Annotated in this window: 13 protein-coding genes; 2 read left to right on the forward strand and 11 right to left on the reverse strand. The window is 63.8% G+C overall.

The annotated features are described in order from the left end of the window. Positions 1–131 precede the first annotated feature (131 nt). The 11 genes from AADX97_RS15430 to AADX97_RS15480 all read right to left on the reverse strand — a co-directional run bounded on the left by AADX97_RS15430 (position 132) and on the right by AADX97_RS15480 (position 14,512). Positions 132–299: a hypothetical protein gene (locus AADX97_RS15430; protein WP_374234453.1), complete on the reverse strand. Its 168-nt coding sequence runs from the start codon at positions 297–299 to the stop codon at positions 132–134. Next, the gene (locus tag AADX97_RS15435) at positions 292–882 is read right to left on the reverse strand and encodes an electron transport complex protein RnfA (RefSeq protein WP_232408044.1); all 591 of its coding nucleotides are present in this window, start codon (positions 880–882) and stop codon (positions 292–294) included. Before AADX97_RS15435 ends, AADX97_RS15430 begins: the two co-directional genes overlap by 8 nt. After that, positions 872–1,534, reverse strand: coding sequence for an electron transport complex subunit RsxE (rsxE, locus tag AADX97_RS15440; protein ID WP_374234452.1), 663 nt, complete (start codon positions 1,532–1,534; stop codon positions 872–874). The genes AADX97_RS15435 and rsxE overlap by 11 nt, the downstream gene beginning before the upstream one ends. A 33-nt stretch (positions 1,535–1,567) precedes the next feature. Then, entirely contained in the window at positions 1,568–2,284 is a 717-nt protein-coding gene (locus tag AADX97_RS15445; RefSeq protein ID WP_374234451.1) for an FMN-binding protein, read from the reverse strand. A gap of 3 nt (positions 2,285–2,287) precedes the next feature. Further along, on the reverse strand, positions 2,288–3,337 hold the full coding sequence (locus tag AADX97_RS15450; protein ID WP_374234450.1) for an RnfABCDGE type electron transport complex subunit D: 1,050 nt from the start codon (positions 3,335–3,337) through the stop codon (positions 2,288–2,290). Then, positions 3,330–4,676, reverse strand: coding sequence for an electron transport complex subunit RsxC (gene rsxC, locus AADX97_RS15455; protein WP_374234449.1), 1,347 nt, complete (start codon positions 4,674–4,676; stop codon positions 3,330–3,332). Before rsxC ends, AADX97_RS15450 begins: the two co-directional genes overlap by 8 nt. Next, positions 4,676–9,589 carry a 2-oxoacid:acceptor oxidoreductase family protein gene (locus AADX97_RS15460; protein WP_374234448.1) on the reverse strand — a complete coding sequence of 1,638 codons (4,914 nt, stop codon included), beginning with the start codon at positions 9,587–9,589 and terminating at the stop codon, positions 4,676–4,678. The genes rsxC and AADX97_RS15460 overlap by 1 nt, the downstream gene beginning before the upstream one ends. Before the next feature lie 160 nt (positions 9,590–9,749). Further along, the gene (locus AADX97_RS15465) at positions 9,750–10,616 is read right to left on the reverse strand and encodes a (Fe-S)-binding protein (RefSeq protein ID WP_374234447.1); all 867 of its coding nucleotides are present in this window, start codon (positions 10,614–10,616) and stop codon (positions 9,750–9,752) included. Positions 10,617–10,905: 289 nt separating this feature from the next. Next, positions 10,906–11,811: a hypothetical protein gene (locus tag AADX97_RS15470; RefSeq protein WP_374234446.1), complete on the reverse strand. Its 906-nt coding sequence runs from the start codon at positions 11,809–11,811 to the stop codon at positions 10,906–10,908. A gap of 23 nt (positions 11,812–11,834) precedes the next feature. Further along, positions 11,835–13,424 (reverse strand): imidazole glycerol phosphate synthase subunit HisF, encoded by a 1,590-nt coding sequence (hisF, locus tag AADX97_RS15475; protein WP_374234445.1) that lies wholly within the window; start codon positions 13,422–13,424, stop codon positions 11,835–11,837. 92 nt (positions 13,425–13,516) lie between these two features. Then, a complete protein-coding gene (locus AADX97_RS15480) occupies positions 13,517–14,512 on the reverse strand; it encodes a MerR family transcriptional regulator (RefSeq protein ID WP_374234444.1) in 996 nt (331 codons plus the stop codon). 334 nt (positions 14,513–14,846) lie between these two features. On the opposite strand from AADX97_RS15480, the gene AADX97_RS15485 reads away from it, so the two are divergent. Together AADX97_RS15485 and AADX97_RS15490 are read left to right on the forward strand one after the other, a co-directional pair. Continuing rightward, positions 14,847–15,137, forward strand: coding sequence for a hypothetical protein (locus tag AADX97_RS15485; RefSeq protein ID WP_374234443.1), 291 nt, complete (start codon positions 14,847–14,849; stop codon positions 15,135–15,137). A 215-nt stretch (positions 15,138–15,352) separates the two neighbouring features. Beyond that, entirely contained in the window at positions 15,353–16,456 is a 1,104-nt protein-coding gene (locus tag AADX97_RS15490) for a polyamine ABC transporter substrate-binding protein (RefSeq protein ID WP_374234442.1), read from the forward strand. The last annotated feature ends 18 nt before the right edge of the window (positions 16,457–16,474 follow it).

Consider the following 16,474-nt stretch of genomic DNA (forward strand, 5'->3'; position numbering starts at 1 on the left):
CTCCTTTGATCTTGTCGGCGCCATCGGAGCCGAGACGAGATGGATGTGATGATTCGGCGTCGCACGAGCGACGACGCAGCTGCAAAACGCGCTCTTTCGGACCCTTTCGGAATCGGCGTGCCGGCACCCGATCAGCGCCGCTCGCAGCTTCCGCTGCCGCAGGAGCAGCCTCCGTCGTTGCGTCGGAAGGGTCCGAGCTCCGGATGACGGGCCGCGAAGGCGGCATAGATGCGCTCCACCAGGACCCACGCCGCGAGCACCAGGAAGATGACCAGCGAGGCCAGGAGCACTTTAACCATGTGATCCTCCCAGACCCGCGAAGCCCATGAAGGCGAGCGACAGAAGACCCGCCAGCATCAGGCTCATGGCCGCGCCCTGGCTGACGCTGGGCACGCGGGCGAGCTCGAGCTTCTCGCGCAGCCCGGCCATCAGCATCAAGGCGAGCATGAAACCGCCGCCCGCGCCGAGCGCATAGACCAGGCTCTGCACGAAGTCGTATTCCTTTGCGGTTTGAAAGAGCGCGAGACCCAGAATGGCGCAGTTGGTCGTGATCAAGGGTAGAAAGATGCCGAGCGAGCGAAAGAGCGCGGGGCTGTAACGCTTGACGAACATCTCAACCAACTGCACCGCCGAGGCGATCACCGCGATATAGCAGATCAGCCGCAGGAAGAGCAGGTCCAACTCGGTCAGGAGCCAATTGATGCCGTAGGCGCTCATCGAGCTCACCAGCATCACAAAGATAACCGCCAGGCCCATGTTCCAGGCGGTGTCTTTTTTCGCCGAGACACCGAGGAAGGGGCAAATGCCGAGAAAGAGCGCCAAGACGAAATTATTGACGACGGCGGCATTCAGAAAGATGAAATAGAGCGATTCATCCTGCATTGGCGGTGACCTCGGAATGTTCCATGACCTTGCGCTCCTTACGCAGACGGAGCCAGTTGAAGAGCAACAGCCAAGCCCCGAGCACAAAGAATCCGCCCGGCGGAAGAATCATCACGACCCAGGGTTGAAAGCCGTCTCCGAACAGGGCGACGCCGAGGATGCTTCCGCTGCCGAGGATCTCCCGAACCGTGCCCAGCGCGAGTAGGGCAATGGTAAAGCCCGCGCCCATCCCAAGGCTGTTGACCAAGGTCGTATGCAGGCGCTGCTTGGAGGCATATGCCTCGGCACGCCCGAGGATGACGCAGTTGACCACGATCAACTGAATGAAGGCACCCAGCGCGGCATAGAGCTCCAGGCTGATCGCCTGAATCCCGTAATCGACAATGGTGACAAAGGTCGCGATGATGATGATATAGCTGGCGATCCGGACCTGTTTGGGGATCCAGTTGCGCAGCAGCGAGATCAGCAGGCTGGAGCACACCAGCACGAAGGTCGTCGCCAAACCCATGGCGATCGCGTTCATCGTAGAGTTGGTCACGGCCAGGACCGGACACATTCCGAGCAGCATTGCGAATACCGGATTTTCTTTCCAGAGCCCACGCAGGAAGGTATCCATGCTCAGGTTTTCTTGCGGATTGGGCAATTCAGCCATGGGTTATGCCTCGTTGCGCGAATAGGGTGCCGATCACGGCGCCGCCTCGATGAGCCTGGCGAGATCCCGGCGAATGCTCGGCACGAAACGCTCCGCGGCATCGTTGGCCGCACGCGCCATCGCTTTGCAGGAGATGGTCGCGCCCGAGATGCCGTCGATCTGCCAAGCAGCGGTCTTGGTGCCGTGCGCCACCAGTGCGATCGGGTTCGCCAGACCGGTGCCTTCGGGATTCAGGCTGGCGTCGAGCGCCACGAAGTTGTCGAGGAAGACCGGATCGCTGTCGATCTTGTCGCCCAGTCCGGGGGTCTCGGTCGATCGCAAGACCTTGCTGCCGACGATGCATTGGCACGCGGGATCATAGCCGAAGAGAAACTGGATCACGTCCTGATAGCCCCGCGCGGCACCCGGGAAGGCCATGCCGCGCAGCTCTCCGTCGGCCCCGAATCCGGCGAAGACCGGGACGCCGACGACGCCCGCGCCGGCCGGCGCCAACCCGCGGTCGGTCAGCACGAAGTCGACCTTGGAAACGGCGCCCGGCAGGACCTCGAAGACCGCCTTTTCGGTCAGGATTCGCTCGTTCTCGGCGATGATGGGTTTGGTGGCCTGGTAGACCAGGACGACCAAGAGACCCGACAGGGTCGCGATGCCGGCCAAGGTGCGCAGCATCGGCCAGCTCGGTGCGATCTGCGCGCCGGGGCCCCCTTGAGACTGGGGCTGCGGTTGGGATTGAAGCTCGACCTTGATGCTCATGACCTACTTCGCCTCTCTCGCCTTCTTGACCGCGCCGTAGACACGCGGCTGCGTCCAGCTCGAGATCAAGGGTCCTGCCGCATTGGCGAGCAGGATCGCGTACATCACGCCTTCCACGAGTCCCCCGAAGAGACGGATCACGACGGTCAGGATGCCGATGAAGAGCCCGTAGATGATCACGCCGCTGGTGGTCACCGGCGAGGCGACCATGTCGCTGGCCATGAACCAGGCCCCGAGCATGAGGCCGCCCGAGAAGAGCACGAACCAAGGGCTCGGATACAGACTGCTGTCCATCAGCCAGAACGGCAGCGCGGTGAGCGCCGCACCGGCCATCACGGCAACCGGGATGCGCCAGTCCAGCATGCGTTTGAAGGCCAGATAGAGCCCGCAGACAAGGATCAGGAGTGCGGAGGTCTCTCCGGCGGAACCCGCGATCATCCCGGTAAAGACCTCGGTCACGGGCGGCTCGATCTGCTGAAATTTTTGAAGCGCCAGCGGCGTCGCTCCGGTCCAGGCATCGAGCTGCAGACCGGCGATCCAATCCTGAACCGGAATCGGCTGCATGAAGGGCAGCGTGAAGGTCGAGGGAATCACCTCGGTGAAGCGACCGGGCGCGAACGCTGGCGTCCAGGTCGTAATGGCCACGGGGAAGGCCGCCTGCACGAAGGCGCGCCCGACGAGGGCCGGATTCATGACGTTGTACCCAAGCCCACCGAACAGCGCCTTGCCCAGGGCAACGCCGACGAAGGCGGCGACCGCGGCCATCCAGAGCGGGAAGCCCGGGGGCAAGGTCAGCGCAAGCAGAATGCCGGTAATGACGACGGACCAGTCCGAGACGGTGTTGCCCCGCCCGCTCGCGCGGGCGAAAAACCACTCGGTCGCAATCGCCGCACCGGTGGTGGTGAGGATCAGGAGCAGCGCGCTCAACCCGAATTGAAAGACCGAGAAGGCACAGATCGGCAAGAGCGCAAAGACCACATTGCGCATGATGCGGTCGACGCTGAGCGCCCGCTTCAGGTGCGGTGAGGTTCTGATCTCGATGGGTTTAGGCATTGCGATCCCGATTGATTGACTTGGCGATTCGAAAATACTGCGTCAGCGGGATGTTGGACGGGCACACGTAGGCGCAGCAGCCGCATTCGAAGCATTGATTCAGGTTGAATTCCTCCGCCATGCGGTCGTATTGGCGTGCAAGTGCCAGCTCCCCGAGCATCGATGGATTGAGCGAGACCGGGCACGCCTTGAGACATTCGGCGCACTTGATACAGGGATAGACCTTGCGCCGGTCCAGGTCCGGATCTTCCCGTTCCAGGGCGACGACGCCCGAGACGGCCTTGGTCACCGGCACATCGAGCGAGGCGACCGCCATGCCCATCATGGGACCGCCGAGGATGACCTCGCCGACCCGGTCTGCCGCGAGCCCGACCTGTCCGAGCAGGAACCGCAAGGGTGTGCCGATCGGCACCATGAAGTTGCCCGGGTTGGCGACCGCGGGACCGCTCACGGTGACGACACGCTCGATCAGCCCCCGGCCCTTGGGTAGAAGGTCACCCATCTGGGCGAGTGTGCCGACGTTGTAGACCGCCACACCGATATCCGCCGGCAGGCCGCCGACCGGAACCTCTTTGCGCAGGAGGCTCTTGATGAGCATCTTCTCCGCGCCTTGCGGATACTTGGTCTCCACCGCCTCCGCGGTGATGGGCAGATCCTTCGGGAGGACCGACCGCAGATGCGCGACCGCATCGAGCTTGTTGTCCTCCACGCCGATGATGGCCCGTTTGGCGCCGGTCGCCTTGAGCGCGAGCTTGATGCCGCGAATCAGTGCGTCGCTCTGCTCGAGCATGATCCGATGGTCGCAGGTCAGATAAGGCTCGCACTCACAGCCGTTGACGACGACCGTCTCGATGGCCTTGCCTGCCGGGGGCTTCAGCTTGACGTGGCTCGGGAAGGCCGCGCCGCCGAGGCCGACCAGTCCGGCATCCTGTACGGCTGCGACGATCTCCTCTGGCGTCATGGCGTCGAGGTCGCGCTCCAGGTCGTAGAGGACCTCTTGGCTTGCGGCCTCGTAGACCTTGAGGAAGATCGCTCGAGTCTTGGGGCCGTCGGCGGTGGGTGTCAGTGCGATCGCCCGGATCACCCCGGTCGCCGGGGCATGCATGGGCACGGAGACGAAACCCTCGGCGCGGGCGATCGGCTCGCCACGCACCACCTCCTGGCCGACCTTGACCAATGGAACGGCCGGCGCCCCCTTATGCTGGACGAGCGGGATGACCAGCTCGGGCGCAAAGGGAAGCCGCCGGATGGGTTTGTCCGCCGTCAGCTCCTTGTGCTCGACCGGATAAATGCCGTGGTCGAAGGTGCGGTGGCGTTGGAAGAGACTGAAAAGGCCCATTACTGATACTTCGCAGCCCGCTTGAGCAGCTTCTCCAGGCCTGCCTCTGCCGGGTTCCATGGCGTCCCCGGGTGGATGCAGCCGGCGGTGCACTTCTCGGCGGCCTTGACGACGTCCTGATAGGAGCCGCCCTTGGCATCGATCACCTCGACCTTCTTCTCGCCGTTGTACTTGAAGATCTTCGGGTTGATGGTGATGCACTCGTCGCAGGCGGTGCATTCCGGGGTCTCGACCCACACAGGTTCCCAGTCGGTCGCCGCACCGTTGCTGCCGGCTGCCGCGGCACCGTTGCCGCCGCGGCCGTTGCCGCCCGTTAAGGACACGAGCGCTCCCACGTCGCCGCCGGCCATCGCGAGCAGGCTGCTGGTGAGCTTCTGTGCCATCTCGGCCTTGGCCTGGTTGCGTACCGCCTCGACGTCGACTTTGTTGAGGTGCCCGCAGATGCCGCGCAATTGCGTCCAGAAGGCGCGGCGCTCTTCGCAGGAGCTGACCAGCTCTTGGGAGACCAGCACCCGCATCAAGCGGTTCTTGGCGTCCACGCCCCAGACGTAGGGGAAGTGTCCGATGCGCGCGTCCTCGTCCATGTCCAGGAACTCGGCCATGGGGATCATGGAGTCGTTCCAGGTCTCGGGCGGGGCCTTGCGGAAGTGTTTACGGAACCGGCCCTCGGTCATCGCAAAGTCCGCAAAGGTGAAGGGGACGGTCATCTCGGCCGGTTCTCCCGTCTCGTCGGTGTACTTCAGCGTCCAGTTGATCCAGTCCTGGTCGATGTTCGGGTTGCCCTCGATGGAGCAGCATTCCTCGAAGCTGGTGCCGGCATCCGGGTCGAAACGGAACAACGGATAGGCACGCGACTCGATCGCCATGCGGCTTTGATGCGTGGACATCTCGTCGCCGATGCCGTGCTCGGGCTGACAACTGGTGTAGATGTTGAAGAGCGCCGGGTGACGGGCATTGAGTCCGTCGATGAAGCCTTCGAGCAGGTGCGTGAGATTACCGGCCGCGCCGTTGAGCACGAAGCTGGTGCGGTGGGCCATACCGATCAGGCCCATCTCCTTGCGGATCTCGGACTTGCCTTTGCCGACCTTGCCGTAGGGGGCCATGTCGGCGACCTGTCCGATGAAGCCGGAGGTACAGGACTGACCGCCCGTGTTGGAGTAGACCTGGGTGTCGAGCACCATGATCTTCACCGGGTGGCCGGACATGAGCGCACGCGAGAGATTCTGGAAGCCGATGTCGTACATGGCGCCGTCGCCGCCGACCGCGACGACCGGCGGACAGAGCAGCCACTCTTCCTCGGAGAAGTCCTTCCAGCCGAAGTAGGTCAGGGCCTCGCCGTGCTCAGCCGGGTTGTAGCCGCGCTGAAGCTCCAGGCGCGCCATGCGGATCGCCTTGAAGCCCTCGCCCATCTTGCGCATGTGGCCTTCGAAGAGACCGAGCGCAATCGAGGGCGAGTCCTGAAAGAGGTGATTCGACCAAGGGAAGGGATAGGGGTTGAAGGGGAAGGTCGCACCCCAGACCGAGGAGCAGCCGGTGGCGTTGACGATGCCCATGGAGGCGCGCGGCTGGACGGCGGTGTACTGAGCCTTGAGGTGACGCAGCTTGCTCAGCAGACCCGTGACCCAGGTCAGCCATTCGGGATCGACCGGCTCGGCACTGCGATCCTGATCCAGCTCGGCCGACAGGTCCGACAGGCGCAGGTCGGCGTCCTTGTGCGCCTCGACGGCCTTGCTGATCGCGGCCACGTTGGTCAGGTCGATCTTGGAGGCCAACTTCAACCGGACATGGGTCTCAAGCCGGTTGATCAGGTCGTCGAGCTCGGCGAGGTGGCGCTTCACACGTCCCTGCATGAGTGCCGAGACGGTCGACGTGAACAGATGGATGACCGTCTTCTCGCCGCAGCCCATGCAGGAGCCGTCGCCCGAGACCATCGACCGGTAGTTCGACTTGTCGAGCAGCAGGGTTTCAAGCGCGCCGATCTTGTCGTCCAGATCATCGATGCGGATGAAGTCCGGAGCCGTGGTCGGCAGATCGAGCCAGAAGTCCCACTTGGCGCGCATCTCCTCGATCGTCTGCGTGGTCTGTGGCGCGGAGACGAGTGCGCCGTCGTCGCAGACCTCGATACACTCATTGCAGCCTTTGCAGGTGTAGGGGTTGATGGTGATGCTGAACAGTCCGCCGGTGCCCTTTTGCTTTTTCTCACGGTTGCTCCAATAGGGCTTGGTGACGGCGAATTGATAGTCGCCGAGGGCCTGCATCATGAGACCGAATTCCTGCTCCAACACGGCCTTCTGCTCGGGCTCGCCCTTGAAGGCGGCCAGGGTCTCCAGCACGGCCTGATCCATCAGTGCCCGCATGTCGGGCGAATCGCCAGCGGAATCGATCAGCTTGCGCAGACGTTTTTCGACGTTGCGGGTCTCGCGACGCAGATACTGTGTCGGCATGCCGCGCTCAACCCGGGCGATCGCGGCGGCAAAGATGTCGGAAATCGTGTTGACCAGACCCGGGATGGCACTGTCCGGGCAGACCGAAAAACAGTTGCCGCAGGCGGTGCAGTTCTCGGGCACGTACTTGGGATAGGTGAAGCGGATCTGGGTCATGTCGCGATAGACGCCGCTCGAGGCCGGCATCAGCGACAGGGCCATGTGCGGATCGGCCAGGTTGTCATTGCCGCGACCGCTGGCGTAGAAGGCGCCGGTCTGCTCCCAGAAGCGGTGCACGTCGGTGATGCCGCCGTCGCCCTCGGGCAGTTGCTTGAGCATGATCGGCAGACCCGTCTCCTTGCGGGGCAGGAGCTGGCCGCTGATGATCGGCTTCTCGGTGATCTCGACGATTTCGTCGAAGCCGCGGCGCACGATGCGCAGGTTGTCCTGCACGACGCGCTCACCCTTGGCGCCGAACTTGTGACGGATCTGCTCTTCCATGGCGGAGAAGAGACCGGCCTCATCGAGCCCGGCGCGCTCCAGCAGGGGCGAGGCGGCAAAGAAGGCACCCTGGAAGGCGTTGCCCTGCATGCGGAACTGCAGCTCCGGATCGGACGCCTCTTCGCGGGCAATCTTGAAGCCGTCGATGTAGTAGACGCGGATCTCGTGCTCGACGATGTAGCTGCGCGCGGCCGGCGGGAAGCTCGCCCAAACCTGCTCGGGATTGTCGAGGCTCGCCTGGATGATGAAGCGCCCTCCCCGATCCAGGCCGGCGAGCGGGTTGGAGTGGGTGAAGACGTTCGGGTCCGGGCTCAGGACCACGTCGACATAGGTGTATTCGCAGTTGAGCCGAATCGGCTCGGGTGCGGCGGAGAGGAAATAGGTGGTCGGCTGACCCTTCTTCTCCGAGCCGTACTTGGGATTGGCGCGGATGTCGAAGCCGAGCAGATCATAAAGGGTCATCGCCAGGTTCTTACCCGTCGTGACCGCGCCCCAACCGCCGACCGAGTGCATGCGCACGGTGATGGCACCCTTGGGCAGGAGGTTCGGGTTCTCGCTGCCGCGCAGGGCGAGCTCGCCGATGTGCGGATAGGCGTCCTTGAGGGCCTGGATGCGGATCTCGTCCTTGGGGTCAAAGGGTTTGCGGATGAAGTCGACCGACAGATAGAAGAATTTACGGCGCGCGGCGCCGGGGAGCATGTTCTCGATCGCGGCGATCAGCCCCTCGGGCTGCAGATCGCGCGAGCCTAGCCCATAGCAGCCCGAATAGAGCCGCGGCATGTCGCCCTGACGATAGACGGCGTAGTCCGGATAGGGCAGGCGCTCGCCCTTCTCAACACTGCCGTTCTCCAGACACTTGGTGAGGGCCGCGCGGATCTCGCGAATGATGGGCAGATCCTCGGCCAACGGCTGGTCGGTGCGCTCGAGCACCGCGACGCCCTTCCTGCCCTTGAGTATCTGCCCGATGAGATCGCCCGGAAAAGGACGATACATGGTGAGATTGACGACGCCGACCTTGAGCTTGCGGGTCTCGCGCAGGTAATCGATCACGGCCTCGGCCTGGGTGAGCATGCTGCCTTGGCCGAGGATGAGGTAGTCGGCATCCTCCGTGCGATAGCCGTTGACGCGTTGGTAGCGCCGCCCGGTCAGCGCATAGAACTCGTCCATCGCCTGCTCGGCGATCGACGCGATGTGATCGAAGAAGTAAGGGCGCTGGGCAGCGACGGACTGCATGTAGGCGTCTTGGTTCTGCACGGAGCCCGATGTCACCGGGTTGTCGACGTCCCAGACCATGGGGACGCGGCGGCGCGTCGGTCCGTAGACCAGCTTCTGGGCCGGGGTCGGGCAGGCGATGATGTCGTCCGGACGACCGCAGAACTCGGCGATCAATTCACGCTCGGGGACCAGTAACGGCTCGATCAAATGGGTGGTCAGAAAGCCGTCCTGACCGACCGCGGCGGGCGTCAAGGTCAACTCGGCGACCTTGCGGGCGATCAGGTTCAGATCCGCCGCCTCTTGGGCGCTCTTGCCGAAGACCTGGGTAAATCCGGTGTCGTCGATGCAGTGGTAGTCGTCGTGGGCGCAGTGGACGTTCAGGCTCGATTTGGTGATCGCGCGCGCACCGATGTTCAGGACGTAAGGCAGACGTTTGCCGACCGCCGCATAGAGCGACTCGTGCATGAAGGCAATGCCCTGCGCAGACGAGAAGTTCGTCGCGCGCAACCCGGTCATGGACATCCCCGCCGTGACGGCCGCGGCGGCATGCTCGGATTCCGGCTCGACGAAGATCAGCGGATTTCCCGACACGTTGAGGTGACCGTTCGCGACCTCTTCCGACCAATACTCGCCCATCTGGGTGGAGGGCGTAATGGGGTAGGCGCCGGCCGCGTCGGAGGCTTCGCGCTCGCACATGATGACTGCAGTGTTGCCGTCCATCGCCATCCGTGTACCGGGATACTTGACCTGCTTCTCGTCCTTACTTCCGAACATGGGCTTTCCGAACATGGGGCTTCTCTTTGGTTGACCCGGCGGCCCGGCCGCAGGCGATACGCCTGGGCTCGAGGGCGCGACAGGGTGGATGCTTCGATTCTTCGAACGACCGATTCCGTGGTGTGCCGATTGCAGCGGACGGCGCTCCCGGACCAAGGCGTCAAGCCAGCGGCAATGCCTCTTTGCGGACCACCTTTCTGGCGTCCCTCCCTTTGATGATCCGACCGTCCGGCTCAAGCCAAACGATGGCGCCGGTCGGGCAGCGCTCGATCGCGACCTTCGAGGCGAGCGTGTTCTTGGTGTAATCCACGAGGGCCAGGTTGTCGCGAATCTCGATCAAACCCTCGGGTGAGTCCTGCGCACAGCGTCCGCAGGCGGTGCAGACGACATCGCATTCATGCTCTCCCTCGTCGCCCGGATCCAGGTTCTTGCAGGCGACCCACAGGCGATGGCTGATCGCATGCAGGCTGAAGAGATCCTTCGGACAGACGGTAACGCAATCGCCGCAGGCGGTGCATTTGGAGGCGTCGACAATCGGCAGGCCGTGACGATCGAGTCGGATTGCATCGAAGTCGCAGACCTCGGCGCAATCGCCCATCCCGAGACAGCCCCAGGAGCAGCCCTTGCCGCCGCCGGAGACCAGAGCGGCCGCGCGGCAGGATTCGAGACCGCCGTAGGAGGCCCGCAGGAAGGCGACGTGGGCCCCGCCGGCGCACGCGAGCCGTGCCACGCGCTTCTCGACGGCACCGAGGTCGACGCCGAGAAACCCGGCGATGAGCTTGTTCATTGCGGGTGAGTTCACGGTGCACCGGCCGGGCGCGATCTCGCCCTTGACCAGCATCTCGGCGAACGGTCGACAACCCGCCGTTCCGCAGGCACCGCAGTTCGCACGCGGCAGCAGGTCTTCGACCTGATCGATGCGCGGGTCTTCGTACACGTACAGCCGGCGATTCGCCAGGATCAGGATCAGGGCGAGCAGCAGGCCAAGAGCGGCCATGAAACCGACAGCGCTAAGGATGGATGCCATAAACAGCTCAAATCAGGCAAAGGTCGGACGGGGCGGACGAAGGCCGCATGATGAACCGCACAAGGTCGTGATTCTCGTGACGCGTGCCTCAAACCCGGCCGCGCCGCCTGTCTACGAGCGTGGACCGGCTCCGCCCGAAAAAGACACTGCTAATCTTACGGAATTATGATCTATTAACTTTCATAATTCTGTAAATCATCACTATTGGATATCAACAGAAGACTTTGATCCAGATGTTTTTTTTGATCCAGCGCATGGAATTTGCGAACTCTTCCGAACGCTCGCGGCTTTACTCCACGCGCTCGATCACGTCCGTGACCAAGCCGGTCTGCAGTGCGTCGGATAGCGAGATCAGAAGAATCTTGTTGTTGGGCACGGATGCGGCCGCGATTGCGACATCCGGATCGATGCCCATCTCGCGCAGATAGAGGAAGGCGTCGGCGACGTAACGCTGTCCGCCCTCGTGACTGCTGAACCGCCTCGGGACTTTGCTCTGATGGATCCCCAGCTTCGCATCGGGCGTGACGTAGCGTTCGGCGCCTCCCGCAAACACATCGATGCAGGCCGAGGTACAGGCCTGATCGACCGCGGTTCGCAGACCCATGGTGCGCAGGTAGCGCCCGAGCTTGCGCGCCTCGAAGACCGAGCCCCCCGGGCTATTGATCACCAGACCGACAGCACGCCCGCGGCGCAGCTCGCCGATGGTCTTATCGGCGAATCCGTCGGCGATCTCGGCGCCGTCGAGACGCAGCCAATGCATCCGCAAGGTCCCGTCCGGCTCGAACCGAACCAAGGTCGAGGCCATTCCGGTCGCGTCGGAGACTTGCCGACAGGACTCGGTCGCGAAGGCGAGGAGTGCCGGTCCGCGCGCCTCGTACTCGATAACCAAGCGATTGGATCGCTCGATGATCGTATCGACTCGGAAGCCATACTTGTCGGCGGCGGCAATCACCGCCGAATCGGTCACGGCGACGTCGAGATTCTGTCCGACACGCAGGAGATGACATGCCGCGACCCGACTCAACCAATCGTCCCGGCTCATCCCTTGCGGTGGAGGGCTCGAGCCGGAGATCAGGTTGCCGCTCCCGCCGGAGCCGCGATCGGGCGTCGCGTCCGTCATCCGGCCGGGAACGGCGCAGCCAACGAGGACGGCGATCGAAACGCCCAGAAGAAGATGCGCGATCGTTCGGACCATCGGGCTGTCTCGCCCCCTTCCCATCAGGCCCGGATCTCGATCCCCCGGGCGAGGAGATACGCCTTGACGGCCTGAATCGGCACCTCGCGCCGGTGAAAGATCCCCGCAGCCAGCGCGGCCTCGACATTCGTCGCCGCGAACACCTCCGCGAAGTGCTCGACACAGCCTGCGCCGCTCGAGGCGATGACCGGAATACTGACGGCCGACCTCACGGCATGAACCAGCTCGAGATCGAAGCCTGCACCTGTGCCGTCGCGGTCGATCGAGTTGAGCAGGATCTCGCCGGCTCCCAGGATCTCGCAGACCCGCGCAAGCTCCACGGCGTCGACGTCGCGACCCTCGCGCCCTCCCTTGACCGTGCATTGAAACCAACAGTAGCGCTCGCCATCGGGTCCCGGCGTGGCGGTCTCGACCGTGTGATGGTGCGTCTCCTCGGGGGAGCGGACATAGACGCGACGCGGATCGATGGAGATGACCACGGCCTGGTTGCCGTAGACCCGAGCGATCTGCTCGATAGCCGTGCTGCCGTCGTTGGCTCCGCGTTGCAGATAGCCTTCGACGGCCTCGACCGCATCCGAGCCGATCGAGATCTTGTCGGCGCCGGAGCGGAAATAGGCGTCGGCCACGTCCAATGCGGAGTAGTCATTCCCACGGGCATCGCGAAAGGCACGGATGCCTCCGCCGATGGTGAGCGGCACGAAGACGCGCTCCGATGTCCGTTCGAGGACCTCGAGCATCGGCTGGTCGGCGAGCGGGAAATCACGGAAGGCGGTGATGTTGAGGAAGGTGATCTCGTCGGCGCCCTCCTCGTAATAGCGCCGAGCCAGCTCGACCGGCTTGCCGAGATTGCGGACCTCGCCGGCCTCGCGCACGTCGTACTGATCGCCTTTGGTGACGACCAGATCGCCGGCGTCGTTGGTGCGCACGTCCAGACAGGCAATGATGCGTTTGGCCAGATGCGTCGGGCGGCGATCGGTCGAGGGGGTCGTCGCGGGTAGCGGCTGATCGTCGCCGCCGAGGAAGCGTCGCAGCAGCCGCAACCCGGCGTTTGCGCTCTTCTCGGGATGAAACTGAACCGCGGAGATCCGTCCAAGCTCGACGGCGCTCAAAAACGACCGACCGTAGTCCGTCTTGGCAAGCTGCCAGTCCCGGTTCTCGGCGGTGGGTTCGGCAAAGTAGGAGTGCACGAAGTAGAGCTTCTCCCCGGCGTAGTCGGCGAACAAGGGGGAGTCGCGCTCCACGCGCACGTCGTTCCACCCCATGTGCGGAACGGCGAGCGCGCCTGCGTCGAAGCGGCGTATCCGGCCCGGGATGATCCCGAGTCCGGGCACGTCGGGAGACTCATCACTCCCTTCGAAGAGCGCTTGCAAGCCGATACAGATCCCGAGATACGGCCGACCTGCGGCGAGATACTCACGCAAGGGCTCCACGTAGCCCAGCGCATGCAGGCGCTGCATTGCTGCACCGAAGGCACCGACGCCGGGAAAGATGAGCCGCTCCGCCTTGAGGATATCCGCGGGGCGCTCGATCTCGGTCAAGGAGAAGCCCTGGGAATGAATGGCATTGCGGAGGCTTCGCACATTGCCGGCGCCGTAGTCGAGCAGGGAGATCATGGGTCTGAATCCGAGGCGGTCGTGTTGATATCGGAAACGCAGGTCGCTGGACCCGCCGAAACGGCTATCTTAGCGCTATCGGGCGCTCGGATTCAGATTTCTCCGTCCGGCGTGTGGAGCTCGATCCCCTCCGCCGCCACCACGCGCGCCAGCGCGACCTCCATCATGGCGCGCGCCTGCGCAGTCGCCGCGTGGAGATAGGCGTGCAGGGCCGCATCCTCCGCGCTGCGATCCTCGCATTCGGCGCTGTAGCTCTCGAAGGCGTTCAGCGAGAGCACCAGCTCGACCAGGTGATGCGGGCACTCGCAGCGCACGCTCGGCGAGGCGGCGGCGATCCGCAGCAGATCCGCATCGTCGAAACGCCGCTGCGGGACCGGCAAGGAGAGGTCGAGGGCGGGCTCCTCGGCGACCCGCGCGGGCGCCCGCGCGAAGTGACCCCTGCACCAGTGACGCAGCTCCTGCAGATCGACCGGCGCGCGTTTCGAAAGCAGCCTACGGGCATCGAGCCGCTCGATCGTTGACCGAGTTGCGAAGCAGTAGACGAGGATCGCGCGGGCCGCGCCGCATGCGGCGACCAGCTCGCCGATCTCGCGCACTTGGTCACCTTGGATCGTCGGGTACTCGAGCACGGCGACATCCGGTGTGATCGGCGCAGGCTCTGCAGCAAGAAACGCTCGACGCGAATCGAAGAGCCCGACGATCTCAATCTCCCCTCCCCCCGAGATCGGACTTTCGCGCCTGAAGCGCTCGGCGAGCGAAGACCCGATCACCAACACGCGGCATGGGCGTTCCGGCGCTCCTGTCGGTTCGGGTAGGTCCGTTCCGCGGATCCGCTCGCGCAGTTGATCGAGGCTCAGGTTCGCGACACTGCTGATCGCATCGCCCCGATCGACCAAACGCTTGATGAGGGTCAATCGACTCACGTCGTCCGGCCCGTAGAGACGGGTTCCCGACTCCGACCGATGCGGCGCGACAACAGTGTAGCGGCGCTCCCAGACGCGCAACGTATCGGCGGGAACCCCGGTCAACCGCGATACGGCGCCGATGCGATAGGTGTGACCCGGTAAGGCAGCATCCTGGTCGGTCAAAGCGGTCTCCTCATGGTGATCAGCTGTTCATGTTTTGTTTAGGTATTTACCTTGACAAGAATCCGAAGCCCCGCTAATCTTGACCCTAACACTTGGTCAATATCCGTTCAACTTTGGACAGAGGATGGACGCGAAATCTCGACGGAGCCATCGATCCTGTAAGGAGCGAATCTGTCCATAAGTGCATAGTGGGAGTGCGAGCCCCGCCGTCCAAGTCTTGTCCAGGCTTAATACGATTCTCGCCGAATCCGAAAGACCAACATCGGCAGCCCACACCCGGCGAGCCGAACGACCCGATACCCTACTTCCGTGTCGACAGCCAGGAGAAAATGCCATGCAGCTTCAGCAGACCCGAGCCCTCCGCGACACCTTCGACGTGGACATCCCGCTCCATCCGGATACCTGCTCGTGCGAGGACGTCGCGACGCTGGTCGAACGTTTCATGAGGAGCATCGACAGCTACCGTCGAGACGCTCGTGGCATAGCGCAAGGCGACGTGCTTCAAGCGCTGTCGATCGTGACCGCGGTGCAGATGGCCAAGGGCGAGGCGACCGAACGCTACGGATCCGGTTTGCGAATCGAATTGAAGGGACTGTCGGTCGAAGGTGCTTCGGCGCACGCCTAGACGACGGCGATCGACTCATTCCGTACGACTTGTTCGGACAACGAAGATCCGTCCAGTCATGCCCGCACCAAACCTTGGGCGGGATTCGGCTGCTGCCGAAACCCCGCCCGAGGATGCCGAAAATCGACACCTTTCGCTCCGATCTGAAGTAGCATTGCAGCCCTGTCGATGCCGACTCGCGGCTCGACCTCCACGACATGATCTTCGGGGACTGTATGCAACGGACCTCCACCGCCCTCGCACTTGCTGCAACGCTCGCTTTGCCGACGCTCGCGCCCGTCATCCACGCCGACGAGACCCTGCATCTCTACAACTGGAGCGATTACCTCGCCGAAGACACGCTCTCCGGCTTCGCGGCCGAGACCGGAATCAAGCCACGCTTGGATGTCTACGACTCCAACGAGGTCCTCGAGGCGAAGCTCTTCGCGGGGCGCAGCGGCTACGACCTGGTCTTTCCGACCGCGCGGCCTTTTGGCGTTCGCCACATCAAAGCCGAGTTATACCTCCCGCTAGATAAGTCCAAGCTCCCGGGTTTGGACCGGCTCGACCCGGCGATCATGAGCCAACTGGCGAGCATCGATCCCGACAACGCCCACCTGGTGCCCTACATGTGGGGAACCTCCGGCTTGGGAATCAATCGCGACAAGGTCCAGGCCGCCTTGGGTGAGTCCGCCGACCTGGACACCTGGTCGCTCATCTTCGACCCGGAGACGGCAGCCAAGCTCGGCGATTGCGGCATCAGTCTGTTGGACGACCCCACCGAGGTCTTCTCCGCCGCCCTCGCCTACCTGGGCAAGGATCCGAACAGTCTCGACAAGGCCGACCTCGACGCCGCCTCGGCACTGATCAAGGCGATCCATCCGCATGTACGCTACTTTCACTCCTCGCAATACATGAGCGACCTGGCCAACGGCGATCTTTGTCTCGCCATGGGCTACTCCGGCGATGTCTTTCAGGCAGAGTCGCGCGCCGACGAGGCCGGCAAGGGCGTGGTCATCGACTATGTCATCCCGCGCGAAGGCGCGTCGGTTTGGACCGACGTCATGGCGATCCCCAAGGACGCCCCCAATCCGGACGCAGCACATGCCTTCATCGCCTACATGCTGCAGCCCGCCGCCATCGCCGCGGTCTCCAACGAGGTCTACTACGCCAACCCCAACCTCGCGGCCACGTCGCTCCTGGACGAAGCGGTGCGGGATGACCCGGCGATCTATCCGCCTGCCGAGGTCAAGGCGCGTCTGTTCGTGCCCGCGGAGCGCAGCGACCGGGAGATCCGTGAGCTGAACCGGCTTTGGACGCGCCTCAAGGCGAATCGCTGACCGGGATCGGGGACCTCG

This window comes from Thiocapsa sp. C2-2m, from assembly GCF_041903745.1.
Taxonomy (GTDB): domain Bacteria; phylum Pseudomonadota; class Gammaproteobacteria; order Chromatiales; family Chromatiaceae; genus Thiocapsa; species Thiocapsa roseilacustris.